General features: G+C 35.8%; 14 protein-coding genes. 4 read left to right on the top strand and 10 right to left on the bottom strand.

The annotated features are described in order from the left end of the window. Nucleotides 1-228: 228 nt before the first annotated feature. From BCR22_RS11650 to BCR22_RS11640, 3 genes are all read right to left on the bottom strand, one after another. On the bottom strand, nucleotides 229-1,656 hold the full coding sequence (locus tag BCR22_RS11650; protein WP_069655053.1) for a helix-turn-helix domain-containing protein: 1,428 nt from the start codon (nucleotides 1,654-1,656) through the stop codon (nucleotides 229-231). Then, the gene (locus BCR22_RS11645; protein WP_069655052.1) at nucleotides 1,657-2,262 is read right to left on the bottom strand and encodes a bacterial Ig-like domain-containing protein; all 606 of its coding nucleotides are present in this window, start codon (nucleotides 2,260-2,262) and stop codon (nucleotides 1,657-1,659) included. It lies immediately after the preceding gene. Between the two features lie 100 nt (nucleotides 2,263-2,362). Further along, nucleotides 2,363-6,610: a bacterial Ig-like domain-containing protein gene (locus tag BCR22_RS11640; protein ID WP_069655051.1), complete on the bottom strand. Its 4,248-nt coding sequence runs from the start codon at nucleotides 6,608-6,610 to the stop codon at nucleotides 2,363-2,365. Nucleotides 6,611-6,898: 288 nt separating this feature from the next. On the opposite strand from BCR22_RS11640, the gene BCR22_RS11635 reads away from it, so the two are divergent. After that, nucleotides 6,899-7,570, top strand: a complete 672-nt coding sequence (locus tag BCR22_RS11635) for a hypothetical protein (RefSeq protein WP_069655050.1) — start codon at nucleotides 6,899-6,901, stop codon at nucleotides 7,568-7,570. Then, the gene (locus BCR22_RS11630; RefSeq protein ID WP_069655049.1) at nucleotides 7,570-8,433 is read left to right on the top strand and encodes a sce7725 family protein; all 864 of its coding nucleotides are present in this window, start codon (nucleotides 7,570-7,572) and stop codon (nucleotides 8,431-8,433) included. The genes BCR22_RS11635 and BCR22_RS11630 overlap by 1 nt, the downstream gene beginning before the upstream one ends. Before the next feature lie 135 nt (nucleotides 8,434-8,568). On the opposite strand, the gene BCR22_RS11625 is transcribed toward BCR22_RS11630, so the two are convergent. Continuing rightward, nucleotides 8,569-9,759, bottom strand: coding sequence for an AbrB/MazE/SpoVT family DNA-binding domain-containing protein (locus BCR22_RS11625; RefSeq protein ID WP_069655048.1), 1,191 nt, complete (start codon nucleotides 9,757-9,759; stop codon nucleotides 8,569-8,571). A 209-nt stretch (nucleotides 9,760-9,968) separates the two neighbouring features. On the opposite strand from BCR22_RS11625, the gene BCR22_RS11620 reads away from it, so the two are divergent. Continuing rightward, complete coding sequence (locus BCR22_RS11620) at nucleotides 9,969-10,565, top strand: lipoprotein BA_5634 family protein (RefSeq protein ID WP_069655047.1); 597 nt, start codon at nucleotides 9,969-9,971, stop codon at nucleotides 10,563-10,565. Between the two features lie 117 nt (nucleotides 10,566-10,682). Then, complete coding sequence (locus BCR22_RS11615) at nucleotides 10,683-11,708, top strand: YdcF family protein (RefSeq protein WP_069655046.1); 1,026 nt, start codon at nucleotides 10,683-10,685, stop codon at nucleotides 11,706-11,708. A gap of 61 nt (nucleotides 11,709-11,769) precedes the next feature. Here the strand turns inward: BCR22_RS11615 and BCR22_RS11610 are convergent, their stop codons facing one another. From BCR22_RS11610 to BCR22_RS11585, 6 genes are all read right to left on the bottom strand, one after another. Further along, complete coding sequence (locus tag BCR22_RS11610) at nucleotides 11,770-12,225, bottom strand: GNAT family N-acetyltransferase (RefSeq protein WP_069655045.1); 456 nt, start codon at nucleotides 12,223-12,225, stop codon at nucleotides 11,770-11,772. 132 nt (nucleotides 12,226-12,357) lie between these two features. Next, nucleotides 12,358-13,461 carry an NADH-dependent flavin oxidoreductase gene (locus BCR22_RS11605; RefSeq protein WP_069655044.1) on the bottom strand — a complete coding sequence of 368 codons (1,104 nt, stop codon included), beginning with the start codon at nucleotides 13,459-13,461 and terminating at the stop codon, nucleotides 12,358-12,360. Between the two features lie 88 nt (nucleotides 13,462-13,549). Beyond that, nucleotides 13,550-13,918, bottom strand: coding sequence for a MarR family winged helix-turn-helix transcriptional regulator (locus BCR22_RS11600; protein WP_069655043.1), 369 nt, complete (start codon nucleotides 13,916-13,918; stop codon nucleotides 13,550-13,552). A gap of 144 nt (nucleotides 13,919-14,062) precedes the next feature. After that, entirely contained in the window at nucleotides 14,063-15,376 is a 1,314-nt protein-coding gene (locus BCR22_RS11595) for an NCS2 family permease (RefSeq protein WP_069655042.1), read from the bottom strand. Nucleotides 15,377-15,638: 262 nt separating this feature from the next. Next, nucleotides 15,639-16,559 (bottom strand): phosphatase PAP2 family protein, encoded by a 921-nt coding sequence (locus BCR22_RS11590; protein ID WP_069655041.1) that lies wholly within the window; start codon nucleotides 16,557-16,559, stop codon nucleotides 15,639-15,641. A gap of 268 nt (nucleotides 16,560-16,827) precedes the next feature. Further along, the gene (locus tag BCR22_RS11585) at nucleotides 16,828-17,733 is read right to left on the bottom strand and encodes a phosphatase PAP2 family protein (RefSeq protein WP_069655040.1); all 906 of its coding nucleotides are present in this window, start codon (nucleotides 17,731-17,733) and stop codon (nucleotides 16,828-16,830) included. Nucleotides 17,734-18,063 lie beyond the last annotated feature (330 nt).

Genomic DNA, 18,063 nt, shown 5'->3' with positions numbered 1-18,063 from the left:
TGTTGTTTTTTTCTTGATTATCGTATTATTACGTTATAACTAAAGGAGGTTTACAATGAATCAAGAAAAAAAGACCAAAAAATTTAAAAAACATGGCAATTTATACGCTTGGGTCACAACGATTATCTCGGAAATCGTAGATCGAATAATCTTCTAGATTTCATTTATATAGAAAAAAGGCATGAGAAAAAGCTTAATAGTCTTGTTCTCATGCCTTTATTATTGATCTTAGATTCTTTTTTTATTCAACTGCCGCTCTCTATTGATCCACACAATCTCCTCACCAAAATTACGCCAATCGCTTGCTCTTGGGGGCGCTAGCCAGATTAGAGTTCGTGCTGAAAAAGTTGTTTTAGAATGATAATCAGAGACGATTAAATCTGTATCTGGACGTAAGACTGGTTGAAAATTTATGCTAAAAGAATCAAAAATTTGAATTTGTTCTTTGATAAATTGATTATATGTTTCGCCTTGGGTGAAGTTCACATGGATATTTATCGGATGTTTCTCATTTTCCTGATCGTATTGTTGAGAAAGTACAAGTAATAAATTGAAAAAAAGAGATTTTTTACTATGTTTAAATGCTTCTTTATCTAGTTGATACATAAATGAATGGCAGACTTCAAATATGACTGGATAACGCTCATGGAAAAAATCTAAGTCTATCACACGTAGTGTAAGATCAATCAAAGGGGTAATAAATTGGTGCTGATAAATCGTCCTAGTTACATTAAGCCAACATTCTGGTTTTGTTAGTGTTAGCTGTGGATATAGACGAATTTGTCGCTCTAATTGCTGTTTATACTGTTCAACCGACTGATTTTCAAGGTCGCAAAATTCACTTCGGTAAATAGATAACTGGCTAACAATGCCTCTTACTTCGACTTCTTTTTCGCGGTTGGTTCCACTTAACGTCTGCTTGGTCCATTGATCTATTATTTGATATATCACGTTTTTTGTGTCAAAAGTGGCTGAGTGAGTAGGACTAGGCAAAAAATAGTTGTGTTTTCTATTCACTCTTTCTAACATAACAAATAAGTAATGTTTAAACAGATAAAATACCGTAACATCATTGCAATACACTTTAATAGATGCAAGTAACTCACTTACCAATACGTTATCTGATTGATTGTACAACTCATCTGAATCCTTGTAAATTCGATAAAAAAGCATCACAAAATAGTGACGGATCGTCCTTTCATCTCCAACTAGTTGGAATGTTTTGGATAATTTTATATCATATTGCACTAGCTCTTTTCGAATCCTATCAACAATTTTATAGACAACAGTGCGGCTCATTCCATGTTTTTCTCCGTATTTTTTGATCGAAGTAAATTGGTTAAAAAATATCGTTTGTAATAATGTAAATTCTAGTGAATGTTTTAAATAGCTTTCCTCAACAATGCTTGATGATATCTGAGAATCTTGAAATAAGATGATCTCATTACTTTGCTCGATCAATTCCATTTCATCAATCAACTGAAACCTTTTCAAGTCCTCATTTATTTCAATAATGTTCCTTTCTAGAAGGTATTGAGAAATAGTCAATTGCTCACATAAATTATCTTTACGTTCTGAAAATGAATAGTGCTGCTCCAATTTTCGAATAATAGATAGCTTTAAATTCGTTCGATCATCTAATAACAAGAAATCCATTTATACTCTCCTTGTCCCATACAACAGTGTCCCTGACATGAAACTCAACATATTTCCAAAACTCGTGGAATCTGGTAGATCCGCTCCACCGGGTGTATTTAGGTCTCCCTTTGGTTCAGTCGGTTCATTTTGCAACAGTTCATCATTCAACATGATTTTTGTTTGTGCCTCCATCGGAGAATACTGCTTCTTTTCTCTTTTTTTATGTTCGGAACGGATTGAAGGATTGACCGTTACTTTAGCAGTCGCATCGTAATTTTTGTAGGAAAATTTCACAAAATAAAGGCCAGTTTCTTGTGTATTGACGTTATGTTTGATTGTTACTTGGTTTAGTTCAAGTGGCTCGCCATCTCTGTCTTTTAATGAAACAACATTGTCTAATGGAGACCACTGTTCATTTTGTTTGATGACGATATCTTTCAATAACACTTCCGTTTGATTCTCTTTCACTTCAATTATAGCTGTTTCGACTTTTCCATCTATTTTGTATGTCATTTTATATTTCCCAGGTGTTGTTGCTTTTTCGCCATAAAAGGGTTCAAACTGGGTAAAAAGTGCGGATGAAAATAGTAACGCAGTTCCTACAATCAAAGGTTTCTTCTTCATTAGCTCAGCACCTCCAACGTTTGGGCCAACGGAGTAAAAGGCTGAACAAAAACAGTGTTTACACTGCTTCCGTCCTAGCCCCAATCCTCGCGTCCTTCAGTTAATCTGTTCTTCTTTTCCTTAGATAGATCACGCTAATTATCGTGATCCATACGGCTAAGAGTCCAATCAAACGAATAGAATCATTAACTTTTTCACCAGTGTTAGGGTACTTCCCTTGTTTATCTGGTTTCACAATATGAGTTTGATTCTTCGTTGTTGCATTTTGTTTAGATGCCGTTTTTTCAAGGACTGTAATTTTGGCTGTAGCAGTCAATTGTTTTTTGGCTGGTGCAACTTTTCTGCTTTTACTAGGCTCATTTGTTTCCGTCGTTTGAACCGTATAAGCAACGTTATGTTCGCCTTTTTCTTTAGTCTCAACTGTTCCAGTAACTTCTACTTCTTCAAAAGAAATTGCTCTGCCATCACGATCCGTTGCCGATACAAAGTTATCAGCACTCTTCCAATCGTCGCCAACATAAATTGTTGAATCTTTTACAACTAGTGTTGATTGGTCCGCTTTTACAGTGATTTTAGCTGTCTCTTTTAGTGTATCTGTGCCATAAATAACTTCATAGATACCGGCTTTTGTTGTATCTACCGTTCCTGTTACCTTGATATCTTGAATCGGACTATTATGACCATTTTTATCAGTTGCTGAGACAAAATTATCAGCAGCTTCCCAAGTATCTCCTACATAGATCGTAGAGTCTTTAACAGCAAGTGTTTCTTGTGTCGCGACAACATGGATGGTTGCCACAGCTTTTTTGCCTTGATTTTCATATGTGACTTTATTATCGCCTACTTTACTTGTGTCGACAGAGCCTGTTACAGTGAGTTGATCTAGGGAAATCGCTTTTCCTGTTTTGTCTGTTGCTTCGACGAAATTATCTGCTGATGTCCACTTTGTGCCAACTGAAATCGTTGAATCTTTAACTTTTAACGTCTCCTCTAAGATAACAGAAACAGTTGCTTTCGCTTCTTTTCCTTGATTATGATACGTAATTTCATACTCACCGACTTTTGTATTGTCGACAGTTCCAGTTACCGTGATTTGATCAAATGAAACTGGGTTGCCCTCTTGATCCGTAGCTTCTAAAAAGTTGTCTTCTGGCTTCCACGTATCCCCTACATAAATCGTTGAATCTTTTGCTTTTACACTGGTTTGATCAATGACTTCTTTAAGAGGAATATCAATTGTATTCTCATCTTTCGCCAATTTGATTATTTTACCATCCGTATATTCTTCATTGATCGTATACCCTTCTGGTATTTTGTTGGCTCTTAATGTGTATTCTCCAGACATGATGGCATCAACTTTATATTCGCCAGCTTCGTTTGTTTCAAACTCTGTTTTATTATTTGTCACATTGTCAATCAGTTCAAATGAAACATTTGGAATATTTATTGTTTGATCTTTTTCATTATACGTGTGAAATTGTGCTTTAGCCAAATAAACGATACCTTCTGCATCTCCTTCAGAGAATCTCAAAACAATAGGTGTTGTCGCTGTATTTCTACGCGTTTCTGTCATTTGTTCTAAATTATCCGCACTAATAGTAGTTTCTGTAGAAATTTGTCCAGCGTTTTTAGACACTGTATTGTAGGTAATCGTAATATCTTGCGTTAATGTATACTTTTCAAAAATAATTTGAGCACCTGTTGCTGTTTGCTTAACTGTATAAGCATCTTGCGGAACATTTGTTATAGCAATCGAATTTAAATCGATGCCAGCGTTCGTTGTTCCTTTGGTCGTAATAGTAAACGTTGGATTTTTGACTGTGCGTGTTCCATTATTGATATTTTTTGTTTTCACTTCATTTTTGGTGACATTCTTCAATGATTCATGGCTTGTTTGACTAGCTGATAGGATTTCTTTCGCTTCATTTTTTATAGAAACGGTCCCTGACATTATCTGATTGCTATACAATGGTTCGGCAGTACTACCGGTCACATTGATTGTTTTCGCATCGATCCAGCCATTGGCGTATTTGTATTCAATAATGTAGCGTTTGGAGGTCTTACCAAAATCGAATTTGTAACTATTTGTCGCTTCATCGAATGTAATTTTTGGATACGCTGCGCTAGTTGGCGCTAAAGGTTTATCGAAATAATAACCACGATCCCAATACTGTGGGTAAATTGATTCCACTTGGTCATTTGACACATCATAAATATCAAAAACTACATCTACGCCTGTAGGAATTTTAGTTGATACGATTAAAGAATCAAACGAATCATTTCTTGCATTTACTAAAAATTGATTACCACTCGTTTGTAATGTTCGTTCAGAATACAGTTTTCTGCCGGTTCTAACGGTTGTTTCCACAGCTTCATAGTTATCCGCACTTAAGGTCACTGCAAGTGTATCGACAGGGATACTTTTACTTTTTTCTAGACTATCTGGTACATAGTTAAAGCCTAGATCAAGATTAAATGATGTCGTGACTGGCGTTGTAAACTTAATAATAGAACCGCTATCAGTCGCTGTTATCGTATAATCTTTATTTAATTTGTACGTAGCGTATTCCCCTTTGGGTGCTCTTAATTGTAAGTAGTTTGGATGTTCGATTTTAATGGTTGCGTTCTTTACAGGATTTTTATTGCTTCCTTCGATTGCTATTGTTGTATCGCTCATGTAGGCTCCGTTTTGATCATAATTTCCCCAAGCGGTCTCGACATTGTTTGGGTTAATAATAGAGAGCGGCTGAAGGTATTGATCAGAGACGAACATGATTTCTTTTCCCCCATTCACAACAGGAGTACTAACCGTAATATCAATGTCTTTTTGTTCAAAAGGAATGCGTAGCTTTTCCGCCATTATTCTCAATACACTGTCTTTCGTTGCAGTCAAAACCAATTGATTTTCTTCTTTTTTTACATCAAAATAATCAGTGATTTGAACGTTTTTGTAAGCTGCATCAAAAGCGGAAAGTTGATAATCTGTAATCGGTTGTCCATTTTTGCTTTTCAAAATGATCTGTTCGCCCACTTTGGTTTGTGTAGGTAGATTGTACAGATAGAGATAATAATTTCCTTTTTCTTGGAAACTAGCGCTTTGTAGCGAACCTAAATTGGCTTCTTTTAAAGATTTTTGATCTTTACTTGTTTTTGCAGTAAATTCAAGTCCACTATATTGTCCGGATGAACGGTTTAAACTAACAGATCCTAATTTCGTTGTAGGATATTGATTGTAAAAACTATAAGAATAATTGGACACACTTTCTAAAGCTAAAGCACGATCGACAGATAACGCGTACGCTTTTTGTTGATCCATATTGTTTATCGTCACTGCTCCTCGGTATGCATTGTCCTCATCAATAGTGTAGTCCTTCTCTTTTTCTAAAAGTTGTTTTGAATCTGCGATCACATTCCCATTGATATCTACATCATATGAGAAAACACCGATTGCTTCTTTAGAGGTATTATAAAATTTTGCTCCTGGAGACTCTGACATCACTAATTCTAATGTTTGATTGCCTGATAATGTTCGATCTAAGTTATAATAAATATTCCCGTTGATTCCGTATTTATTTGTGGTTTCTTCATACTTGATCGGTGCGACCTCTTCATACAAATCAAAGTTATACTGATTAGTTGTTTGACCAGGCGTTTTGATCGTTACTAAAGGGGCTTCCTCTGTAAATACATAACTTTTCAAGTCTAAATTAAATTGTGTCTCCGTAATTCGTTGATTAAACGTGATCGTCAATGTTTTGCTTTGTGCATCGACTGACCAATGTGCCCCAACGTTTGCTACATCACCACTGATATCTGAATAGCCTAGGTGATCAGGTAAGGTCAACGTGTAAACTGAACCTGGTGCATAATCTTTATCTGCAATCACAAAATTCAATTTTGCTGTCACTGGAGTGCTATTCAATACTCTGTTTAACGTGCTTTGGTTGTATTCGACACCATCCATATTGGTCAGTGTTATGTTGGTTAAAATTTCGTCTTCGATTGCTATGTTTGTTTCTGCAGTTTTCGTTTTTGGGATTTGTGTATCAATTGTGTTTGCTTGCTCTGTGCCCTCCGCTGAAGTTGTATCCTCCACTTCATTTGGTAGCGGTGTTTCTGCTGATTTATCAGTTTCAGTTATCACTGTACTTGAGTTTTCTGATGATGATTCCAAAATGTTATTTTCTAAAATAGAGTCAGAATTCAACTCTGCTGGTGTGTCAACAGAAGCTGTATCTTGGGACTGTCCGTTTGTAGTTGTTGTTACCGCAAACGCATTCACCGTTGACCCAAAACTCTGTGCCAGTAAAACCGTAAGCATAAATATATGTAATTTTCTTTTTTTCATGATCAATCTCCTTATTATTAATTTTCCCATATAACTATATAATATACTTTTTTTAACATTATTATGATTATTTTTTTATATTTTAAAGAAAAACAAAAACATTTCCCGCTATTTTATTGTATAAACTCCTAAACATTCCTTTCCTTTTCTGAAAAAAAAAGACCCTTTCTGGAATTTTATTTTTTTTAGATTCAACTCATTCATTATTATTTTTTTAAAGAATAAGAAAAAGACTTTATTTTTACGAACATACGTTTTATAGTAGAAGAAAAGAAAAAGGAGCTAACTATGAAAACATCATTAACAACCCAGATGGAAGAAGTGCTCTATTATTATTGTCGGGAAAATGGAGATATCGTAGTGGAAGAAGTAACGATGCCAGATGACCAAGGGATTGTTGATACATTGAGTTGTCGCTTGAATGTGGGGAAACAATTCGAATGGCGCTGTTATGAATTAAAGGTCAGTAAAGCAGATTTTCGTTCAAAAGCAAAACTTTCCTTTATTGGAAACTACAATTATTTTGTCTTGCCCGCTGCTCTTTTTGAAAAAATAAAAGAAGAAATACCCAGCCATATCGGGGTCATGGTTTATCATCAATATCTTTCTGAAGAAGCTCAAAGATTACCTGGCTATTTTACAATAGAGAAAAAACCGCAAAGACAACCACTTTTGGTCAATGAGCACGAATTGCTTTTTCGTTTGATCACAGCTCAAGCTCGCGAAGTCGGCAAAGCGAAAAAAACCTCTCGCGGTTTACGCGTATTTTCGACGGATCAGCTATACAAAGAGTTAAAAAAAAGACAACCAGATTATGATTTGTTTGGTGGTGGTGTGAATTTTTATGATCGCTTTGTTGAAGATAGTTGTGATCAAGCAGTGGAAGCCTTAAAAAGTGAATTAGACGCCACACGCGAAGCCTATTTGGAACTAGAACAGCGTCTATTGGAGGGGAAATAATGTACTACCCTTATTTTCGCGGTAAGCAGTTTGACTTACTCGCTTTGACAGAATTGGTAGAAAAAAACTGCTTATCTAAAAAGATTCTGCCGATTATTGAACCCGTCAAAAATTCGAATACCTTAAAGAAATTCGTTGAGGTATTTCATAGGGAAAAACATCCTTTTTATCTGATTCAAAACCCTCAATCTGGTGATTTTCTGACTAAAGAAGGTAGTCTTTATTTAAACTCATTGCCATTGAACAAGGCAATGATCGTGGAACAGCCTATTGAAACGCTGAATGAACAACCTCAATTATTTGTAATCAGAAACTCAACTCCTGCATTACAAAGCGATTGGCTCGGGAATCATACCAAAGTCCTGATCCCAAAAGAATTTCGTCTACTGCAAAAAGTCAAAGGCGATAAGATTCTTTCCCAAGATGTCTTTACAAGGCTCCCTAAAATCAGTTTTTATCAAGAATGTCTTGATGAATTCTTTTCAGATACGCATTTGACCTTTCAACAAAACGGATTTGTCGGTTTTAGTGATTTTTCAATTGACAGCCGAATCTACTACGAACATCGATATCCATCAAAAATCTTGAGTTTGCATCTTGTTTATTTTGAAAATAGTATGCTGCGAATCCATCATTTCCTTTCAAGTGAAGAAACACCCTCGCAAAGAGACAAATTTTTTGAGGTCATGGACGAGATCCGTACATGGAAAAGTAAATTGTGTGGCGAGAACGTAACGTTAGGAATCGACTTATTGTTTGAAGCAGTTTCAAACGACAAATTTCCTGGTATGGGGGTTATGAGGAAAGCTGCTGTGATGCATCATATGGAATTGATGTCTCGATACATAGATCGTTTTGAATAAGAAAATAGGGCGCACATCAAAAGTAAAATCACTTTTGTTTCACACCCCAGATGCGAATAAACGGTGGGAGCAGAAGCAATCCCTTCTTGTTTCTCGGGATTAAACGCTTCTGTCCCATCCTCTATTTTACTATCCTTATTCCTTTTTGTTTCCAGGTTCCAGTTTGACTTTTTCCTGAAAAGTATTATTGATGTTTTGCGCCATTTTTTGTAGATTTTGAAGCAGTAACACGATCCAGCTAAATGCTAGCATGAACGATAATAACTCAAATGCCGTAAGTGAAAGATAACTAGTCCATTGAAATAACACAACAACTACGACTAGTGTTACTGCAATCATATACGAAATCGACAGGAATTCTTTCGTTACATTAGGTAATAACCACTTGATCCCCACAATCAAAATCACAATCAAATACACTAAATAACCCGCCACTTGATTATGAATTCCTTGAAATGGACCTGTTTCAGTATACGGAAATAATCCGACAGCCCCAAGATCCAGTGCCGTCAAGGTTAAGAGAATTCGCAAAATCGTTAATCGTCTACTATGTGGCATCGCTTTTTGTAATTCTACAAATAGCCCATCGATCAATGCCACCATCAACAATGAAGAAAACATCAACGTTAAATTAAATTGCCAACGACTTTTAGCTTCGATTGTTCCTAAAAAGCTAAAGTTGAATTGCCACCATTGATAATCTTTGTTTGTGATCATGGCAAGCAAAACGCCACCAATAATCACAAATATCAATAAATTAGTCAATTTAGCCGGTGTGATCGACAATGCTGAGTAAATCATAAAATAATTGACTAATCCGACAAACACAAAAAATAACAAGGTTGCAGTATAACGATCAAATGTCGCACCAATAAACACTATTCCAATTACTTTAAAAAATACTAATAATGTAAAAACTAAAATGACAACAAACGAAAGCAAGATTGTAGGAAAATTCCGCCAATAAATATCCTTCGACTGTGTTGTAACTTGATTTCTTTTCCCTTTAATAAAAAAGAGTAAAAAACTAAAAATACCACTTAAGACACCTAATGAAAGGACAAAATTTGCAATTGAATACGGACCTACTAACGCAATTTGGCTGTTGTTAGTATAAAATAAGTAGCCCAAAAATAGAATACTGAACACCGTTGTCGGAATCAAAAACCATCTTAGAGAGAGGGTCTGATTACCTGCCATTTTCTTTTTAGGCTCGATCACTATTTTTTGATCTTTGATACTTACTATTACATCATCTTCATTTTCTAAGTGAAACTCTTCTACTATCTTATCTGGCAGTGTAACACTAAATTGTTTTTCTTCCATGACTATTCCTCCTGAACTAATCTTAACATCTCATAAATAGTATAGATTTCTTTAGTATAAAAGCAAGTTTTAGGTAGCCTATTAGGCGAATCACCTATTAAAATATTATTTTATCTTTCATTATTGTTCGTTTTTATACGTAATAATCGATGGTTGATCTTTCGTTTTTTTCATATACTGATGTTAAATAATTATAAAAGGAGATTTTTATGTTAAAAAAAATGTTTGTTTCTGTTATAAGTTTAGTTGTTTTATCGGTAGGAGGAGTTTTTGCCTACAATAATTTTAAACATAAACCCGTATATGGGATTGTTCTTATAGACAAGGATGGAACAAAAATAAATGATTCAATCCATGCACAAAAAAAAGATATTGAGAAATCAGTCGTTGTTGAAGGAAAATGGATCGACAACTCCAAAACTCTTGCTTTAAACACAACTGATGCACAAAAATTAATTGCGTTTAATGCGTTCAAAAAAGTAACAGGTTCAAAAGAAAATTACAAATTCGAACCAATAAGAACGATTGCTCCGAACGAAACAGCGTTATATTCAAAAGAACATAACGCTTTGGTTACTGACGAAGCAAACAAAGCATTTCCAACAACTATTAATGAGTATGTTGTTTTAGGTGAGTCCTCTGCAACTGTCAATAATTTGTTAATTCTCCCAGAAAATCAATACAATGAATTTACTGGTTCTCCCATTTATTTAGGCGTTTTAAAAGTCAAAACAGATGCATCTAAAGCCCTAATCAATTATACTAAAATCGAACAGACGCAAATATATAATGAGAGTGGGGCCTAAACGTCACCATTTGCTCCTACTCCCACCGTTTATTCGCATTTAGGGTGTGAAACAAAAGTGCTTTTTACTTTTTTCCCACACCCTTCCTATTTATTTGGTGAAGGAGAGTTAACTATCATGCCATTCGTTATTGTATTTTGTGTTTTTGTTATTATTGGTAGCCTAATCCTACTAAAAGAACGTCGTAGTTTTTTTGGTGGGATGATTTTCGCGTTTGGGGGCTTGTTTCTTACGTTGACTTTATTGATGATGGGATTGTTAAAGGTAAGCGAAATTTCCGCAAACAGCTCTACCCTGGTTCTTATTATTGTTTATGCGTTAGTTCCACTACTATTTTTGGGTATGTGTGTCTTTTTTATTTTTAATACACATACGATGCAGACAAAGGAAGGCCGCAGTGTCACCGCTAAACTTTCCGCATTATTGGGGATCAATCTACTTATTACAGTTCCTGCTTTTTTCTATTTATGGTCAGTTGGATCTAGCAAAATCCCTGCGTTATTCTTTTCATTTTTGATTTTTGTCTTGTTAAGTGATTTACTTTTTTCTTTTCTATTTACTTGCTATTTATTTTATTCTTGGATGTACCAAATGATCCCTATCAAAAAAAAGGTTGATTATATCATTACTTTAGGTTCAGGTATCACAAGTGAAAATGTTCCTCCATTACTAAAAAGCCGATTAGATAAAGCCATTGAGTACTATCATAAAAATTCAAAAGCTAAAATTATCGTTAGCGGCGGACAAGGAGCGGACGAGCCTGTCTCAGAAGCCTTTGCGATGAAAAAATACTTATTGTCACAGAACATACCAGAAACTCAAATTTTAGTGGAAGATCAATCAACGACAACTTTTGAAAATATGTCCTTTTCAAAAAAAATTATTTTTGAAGATTGGATGGTTGAAAAGCGAGAGCCAACTATTTTATTCTCAACAAATAATTATCATGTGTTACGCGGTGCTTTATATGCAAGAAAGGCGCATTTAAAAGCTGAAGGGGTTGGTGCCCCAACTGCAATGTATTTCCTCCCGACTGCACTTATTCGTGAATACATTGCCTTGTTAACGCAATATAAATGGTTTACACTGTCTATGATTTTAATCTGTTTGGCATTCGTGATTTATAGTCAATTGCCTATCTAAAAACTAAGGATATCCGAAAAAAGTAGCGACCCTATTGAAAGGTCGCTACTTTTTTCACCTTCTATAATGTTTTTTTCATACAAATACATAAATCATCCTCAACAAACTCGCCATAATTTGAAACGATTCGGTAGCCATGTCTTTCATAAAAACGAATAGCCCCTACCATTTCTTTGCCTGTTTCCAACACTGCTTGTTGGTAGCCCTTTTCTAGCATATCCCTTTCCAATGCCTGGATGATTTTTCCAGCTGCTCCATTTTCACGATACGTTTGTTTTACATACATTCTTTTGATTTCTGGTGTTTGCTTATCTAACAGCTTCCAGCAACCACACCCAACTGCTTTCCCATCATCATATGCGACAACTGCATAAGACATCTCCGCTAAATTATGATGGTTTTGGTAGCGTTGAGCCACCTCTTTTCCCCATTCTTCATCGAAGAAGTCATTCAGCTCCTGAATCAAACTTAATAAATCAGGATTTGTTGTCTTTACTTGTTCTATTTTGAGTGTCATTTGGTTCCTCCATTTTTTTATTTTTTTCCCCCATTAGGCCTTGCTTCAATTATACCTATTCCTATAGCAAATAAAAAACCAGAAAGATCAGATAAATGAGTACCATCTTATCTGACCTTTCCTTCTCTAGTTTTATTGAAGTCGTTCTGGCATCATGCCTTCTAAAAATCCCCAAACACCATTACTAATTCGTAACTCATCTCGATCATAGTGAGACAGTTCTGTTCTGATTAGATGATCTTGATCATCTAGTACTTTTTGAGCCCAATGAGGATCGATCAAAATTGCTCGTCCCACGGCAGCCAAGTCTGCAGTTGCTAAAACCTCTTTTGCATCTGCCCCATTCCGAATATCGCCTACACCAATCAGTGGAAGACGATCGTTAATCGTTTCTTTTATATAAGCTATGATTGGTTTTTCTTGATATGCCTCACTAACTGAATGATTTCTATAATTACCGATTGATAAATGCACGTAATCTAAGGGTTTATTGGCTAATTGATCGACTAAGAACAATGTATCCTGTAAACGAATACCTGGTTCTTCGTATTCTTCAGGTGAAAATCGATAGCCCACGATAAAGTCTTTCACATCTGATCGATCGACAACTTCTGTTACGCCATCAACCAAATCATTGATAAACTTGAAGCGTTTTTCGAGTGTCCCGCCCCACTCATCCGTCCGACGGTTAGAATGTGGAGAGAAGAATTGTTGAATCAAATACGTATTCGCTCCGTGAATTTCAACACCATCAAACCCTGCTTTTATCGCTCTTTCTGTTGCTTGTTTAAAACTTTCTATTATTTCAAGAATTTCTGTTTCTGTTAACTCTCTGGGTGTTTGTGCATCAGGTCTTTCAGCTGCAACCGCACTTGGTGCAACAGGTTGACTACCATGTAATATGTTAGAATCTGTCATTCTTCCAGCATGGAAAATTTGCAAAATGGCTTTCGTCTGGTTCTTTTTAATCGCTGCCGCCAATTTAGCTAGCCCTGGAATAAAGCGATCCTCATACACACCTAATTCTCCGTCCCAGCCTTTCCCATTTTCATGAACATTTGCTGCTGCTGTGATAAATGCTCCTACTTCTCCTGAACGCAAGCCATAATATTCAATTTCATCATTTGTTACAACGCCATCAAAAAAAGACATCTTAGTGGTCATTGGTGCCACAACAAGTCGATTTTTTAAGTGTAATCCTCTTTTAAATGTGAATCCTGTATCTACGTTATTCATTCAAATTCCTCCCGACCATAAACATGCATGCGCATGCAACTAAATACATAATAAAGAATAAAAGACTAAAAAGCAACTCTTTAGTCTTTTAAATAAAATACTTTTTTAAAATAGCCTCTACTTCTTGCTCAACAGATATTACTAGATTTTCCCCTTCATTGGTTAACTCTACATAGACACCACGTTTATCATCTGCACAATTTTTTCTTGCAATAACCGCAGGAGTTCTGTCTTCCAACCTGTTGATTAAACGGGACAGTGCACTTTGGCTCAAACATAAATAATTTCCTAAATCATTTAACCTCATATGACGGCCATTTTGTTTAAGTTGATATAAAGCATAATACTCACTTGTTGTAAGTTGATTATTTTTCTTCAACATGTCTTCTAATTTTTTTTCAACAATGGACTGCTTCTTTGTATAATCCAACCATTGTGATATAAGAGGTGTTTCCATTTGATCATTCCTCGCAGATTATTCTCTTAAACTAGTTACATTTTGCTTTCTTTTGGTGGAAAAGTCAACGTTTTAAGAAACTTACTAATTAAGAAAAAGCCATGAACCTCAAGGGCATGACTTTTCCTAGTTCCTTATTTTACTTTAACCTGCGTTTAAAATCCACATAAAGCCTACAAACACAAAGAATAATCCATACATGATTGGTGATACTTCTTTCCCACGTTTTGCAGCAATCATTGTAATTGGATAGAAAATAAACCCTAGCGCAATTCCATCAGAAATACTGTAAGTCAATGGCATTCCTAAAAGAATCAAGAAAGAAGGAATGGCAATCTCCATTTCTTTCCATTTGATTTGGCTAAGTGATTGAGCCATTAAAACACCCACAACAATTAGCGCTGGCGCTGTTACTTGAGAAGTCACGACTGAAAGCAACGGCGAGAAAAATAGTCCCACGATGAAGAACAGACCTGTTGTTACAGCAGTCAGCCCAGAACGTCCACCGACTGCAATTCCTGCAGAAGATTCTACATATGCTCCAACAGGAGAAGTTCCTAAGAGAGAACCAGCTAACATCGCTGTTGAATCAGCCGCTAACGCTTTTCCAACCCGAGGCATTTTATTGTCTTTCATAAAACCGGCTTGATTCGCTAAACCAACTAAGGTACCCGCCGTATCAAAAAATGTCACTAATAAAAATGTTAAAACCACGACCCATAATTGGAGCGAATTTATGTCCCCCACATGCTTTAAAGCAACTAAAAACGTTGGTTTAAGACTAGGCGCACCTGAAATAATTTTAGTAGGCACTTCAATCAAACCTGTTACTAAACCTAAAATAGTCGTTGCTGTCATCCCGATAAAAATCCCCCCTGGAACGCGACGGACCATCATAATTGCTGTAATCGCTAAACCAAAAATAGTCAACCACGTCGTTCCAACATTCAATGGACCTAACGCAACTAAAGTCGATTCATTTGAAACTATGATGCCACCTTCACTCAATCCAAGAAACGCAATAAATAACCCAATCCCACCAGAGATAGCATATTTTAGATCTGCTGGTATTGCATCAATGATCAACTCACGTAATTTAAATATAGTGATCAAAATGAAAATCAATGATGCTACAAAAACACCTGCCAAAGCTGTTTCCCAAGGAACACCCATCCCCACACAAACGGAATAAGCAAAAAAAGCATTGATCCCAAGCGCTGGCGCCGTTGCAATTGGGTACTTCGCAAAGATTCCCATCAAAATACACCCTAATGCACTTGCTAAAGCAGTCGCAGTAAAGACGGCTCCTTCATCCATCCCAGAAGCACCTAGCACAGTTGGATTAACGAATAGAATATACGCCATCGAAATAAATGTCGTAAACCCAGCTAAAAATTCTCGTTTGACCGTCGTATTTAACTTGTCGATCTCAAAATAGGAAATAATTTTTTCTTTCACCTGATATCCTCCTAAAAATCTGAATAATAAATAATTCATAAAAATGCACTGCATTACTTAAACAACGTGTTCAATCATATAATAAACAGCTAGATAAGTAAATACAAAGACTAAAATCTTGCCTTAATCCATACTATTCTAATATACGTAAAAAATGAGGCTAAGGCATAACTCTACGAGTCATATCTCAACCTCAAGAAATCCGAATAAACGGTAGGAGCAGAAGCAAGACTTTCGGAAATTACCTGAAACAACGAAATAATTATGACAAATCCTCTCCATCTAAACGCTGATTCAACAGACGAGCAACCACGTATACCACGATGATAGCAATCACAGAACCGACAGCGACATCACTTAGAAAATGCGCTCCGATCCGTACCCTAGACCAAGCCACAAGACAACCAAATAGACTTGTCAAAAGTACAATATTCCAACGTTTCTTCTTATTAGAAGGAGCAACGAACAAAGGTAGATATAAGGCTAACCAAGCTTGCTCTGAATGTCCTGATGGAAATGACTTATGGCCATTTCCGCCATTAATACTCCACCAATTCGTAAAATTATTCCAATTACTTTGCAGTTCGTACGGTCGAAATCGGCCCCAAAGATTTTTCATTGCGTCCACTATCGTGTTAGCCGTATATACAGCAACGATTGCGCCTAGGCCAACCAAGAGCAATCGATTTAGCTCCAGTTGATTTTTTCCTTTTAGCCATCGTTTACAGAGCAGACACCCTGCCACAAAGAGAACGAATGAAAGAATCACGAGTACTGGAAAGAACCAATTTGGATAACTCATTGATCCACCGCCATCATTGTTAGCTGCCCCAATCGGTTGATTCGCTTGGTGATTATTCAGTGAATTAACGGTATAAAAAAGCATAATTTTAACCATTTGCCAAATTTGGTAGAAACCAGCAATAATAGCAATAACATAGATACTCCCTTTATCGAAGGCTGGTAAATCACTCTTTTTTGCATAATAGATAAAAATTTGAGTTGCCATAAACAGAATGATACCTGGAAAAATCAATCCATAATTTTGGAAAAAAGTCCCAAACAACGATTCTTGATTCATGATTCCTTGACTGATTTGCTTATCACCTATCCCACCTATCAACAACAAAATCCCTAAACTTACAAGTGTAACAAGTTCTCTTTTTTCTTTTATAAAGTTCATTTATGAACCTCCTCTCTAACCTAAATTGTAAAAGAGATTTGTTGCGTTCTAGTATGATCTTCGTATAGATTTCGTTAAGATTGAGTAAAGTTTTAGATGAAAATTAGTGCTAAAATAAAAAAATCACCGCTACATTCATTGTTTTATGGCAAATACTTTTATCCTATATTTATATAGAGCACAACAACTAAAAAAACTGAGGATGGGAGCAGAAGCAACTCCTTGGGAAATAAACACTTCTGTTCCAACCTCAGTTTTTAACTTTTTTTTAATTTACAAGCTTTAATTTTGCACATCTTGTTCCAACAAAGACAAGAAAAATAATAATGAAAGCTCCCATCGTTGCATCACTAAAGAAATGACAACCTAACAATACTCTGCTGATTGCAGTAATAGCACCCCAAGTCACACCAAAAATCAATAATCTCTTACGTAATTTAGTATTTTTTTTGCTAGCATATAAAGGGAAAAATATAGCAAACATACTTTCGCAAGAATGCCCTGAAGGAAATGACTTGTGTCCAGTCGGACCATTCATTTTGTACCATGGTGTAAAATTATCTTGAACACCGTTTAGCTCATACGGACGAACACGACCCCATAAAATTTTGATTTCTTCTACACACATTAGATAAACAAACGCCACTGCAATCCCTAAAATAGCCACACGCATCAATCGATCAAATTCTTCCGCTGATTTATGACTTAACCATTTTTGAACAATTAGTGTTGCTATAGCAAAAACAACGAAACAAATAATGATATTGATTCCTGTGGAAAGTGTGGGATTGATTCCTCCATCATTATTCGCTTGACCGATTGGACGATTGTGTTCTAAATTTTGAATTGAAGATAATGTATATTGGATAGCAAATTTTAAATAATACCATATTCCATAGAGAGAAAGAGCCGTTCCTGCCGCACCAATCAATAATTTTGCAATTGCAGGTTGACTCGATCGAACCGCATACTGCATGATAATTTCCCCACTCATCATGATCACGACACCTACAGGAAAACAAGCATAATTTTGTAAAAACGTTGCAATATATGAATTTTGACTCATCACTGCATTTGAGATAGCTAAGTCGCCAAAGCTACCAATCCCTAGTAAAACCACAAATATGGCGATAACAATTGCAATTCTTCTACTATCTGACACTTTTTCCAACATCTTTAATTCCTCCTAATTATAAAAGTGTAATGGGCTTATTTAGCTTCGACTGAAAAATAGCTATATCTAATTGAGGGGCTCTTTCCAATTAAATGTTAGCGTTCCCTAAAAACTCGTCAATCTTTAGCAATCTAGGCGTATGAATCAAAACTCACTACTAACTTTTGGTATTGATTATTATTAACTCATTCACAAATAATAGTTTACCACTCATCGACATAAATTACCATACAAATTGTAAATAATTTAGTCCAATTTTTATGTGTGAGATTTTCTTTGGTAATCAAAAAGGAATCACAGAGCTCCTCCCTCCATGACTCCCAGTATTTG

The sequence above is a fragment of the Enterococcus plantarum genome, assembly GCF_001730295.1.
Lineage (GTDB): Bacteria > Bacillota > Bacilli > Lactobacillales > Enterococcaceae > Enterococcus_L > Enterococcus_L plantarum.
This window is presented reverse-complemented; position numbering and strand designations above follow the sequence as displayed.

Excerpts from the sequence above, each read along its gene's own strand:
- BCR22_RS11650 (WP_069655053.1), bottom strand. The coding sequence starts at position 1,656 with ATGGATTTCTTGTTATTAGATGATCGAACGAATTTAAAGCTATCTATT.
- BCR22_RS11645 (WP_069655052.1), bottom strand. The coding sequence starts at position 2,262 with ATGAAGAAGAAACCTTTGATTGTAGGAACTGCGTTACTATTTTCATCC.
- BCR22_RS11640 (WP_069655051.1), bottom strand. The coding sequence starts at position 6,610 with ATGAAAAAAAGAAAATTACATATATTTATGCTTACGGTTTTACTGGCA.
- BCR22_RS11635 (WP_069655050.1), top strand. The coding sequence starts at position 6,899 with ATGAAAACATCATTAACAACCCAGATGGAAGAAGTGCTCTATTATTAT.
- BCR22_RS11630 (WP_069655049.1), top strand. The coding sequence starts at position 7,570 with ATGTACTACCCTTATTTTCGCGGTAAGCAGTTTGACTTACTCGCTTTG.
- BCR22_RS11625 (WP_069655048.1), bottom strand. The coding sequence starts at position 9,759 with ATGGAAGAAAAACAATTTAGTGTTACACTGCCAGATAAGATAGTAGAA.
- BCR22_RS11620 (WP_069655047.1), top strand. The coding sequence starts at position 9,969 with ATGTTAAAAAAAATGTTTGTTTCTGTTATAAGTTTAGTTGTTTTATCG.
- BCR22_RS11615 (WP_069655046.1), top strand. The coding sequence starts at position 10,683 with ATGCCATTCGTTATTGTATTTTGTGTTTTTGTTATTATTGGTAGCCTA.
- BCR22_RS11610 (WP_069655045.1), bottom strand. The coding sequence starts at position 12,225 with ATGACACTCAAAATAGAACAAGTAAAGACAACAAATCCTGATTTATTA.
- BCR22_RS11605 (WP_069655044.1), bottom strand. The coding sequence starts at position 13,461 with ATGAATAACGTAGATACAGGATTCACATTTAAAAGAGGATTACACTTA.
- BCR22_RS11600 (WP_069655043.1), bottom strand. The coding sequence starts at position 13,918 with ATGGAAACACCTCTTATATCACAATGGTTGGATTATACAAAGAAGCAG.
- BCR22_RS11590 (WP_069655041.1), bottom strand. The coding sequence starts at position 16,559 with ATGAACTTTATAAAAGAAAAAAGAGAACTTGTTACACTTGTAAGTTTA.
- BCR22_RS11585 (WP_069655040.1), bottom strand. The coding sequence starts at position 17,733 with ATGTTGGAAAAAGTGTCAGATAGTAGAAGAATTGCAATTGTTATCGCC.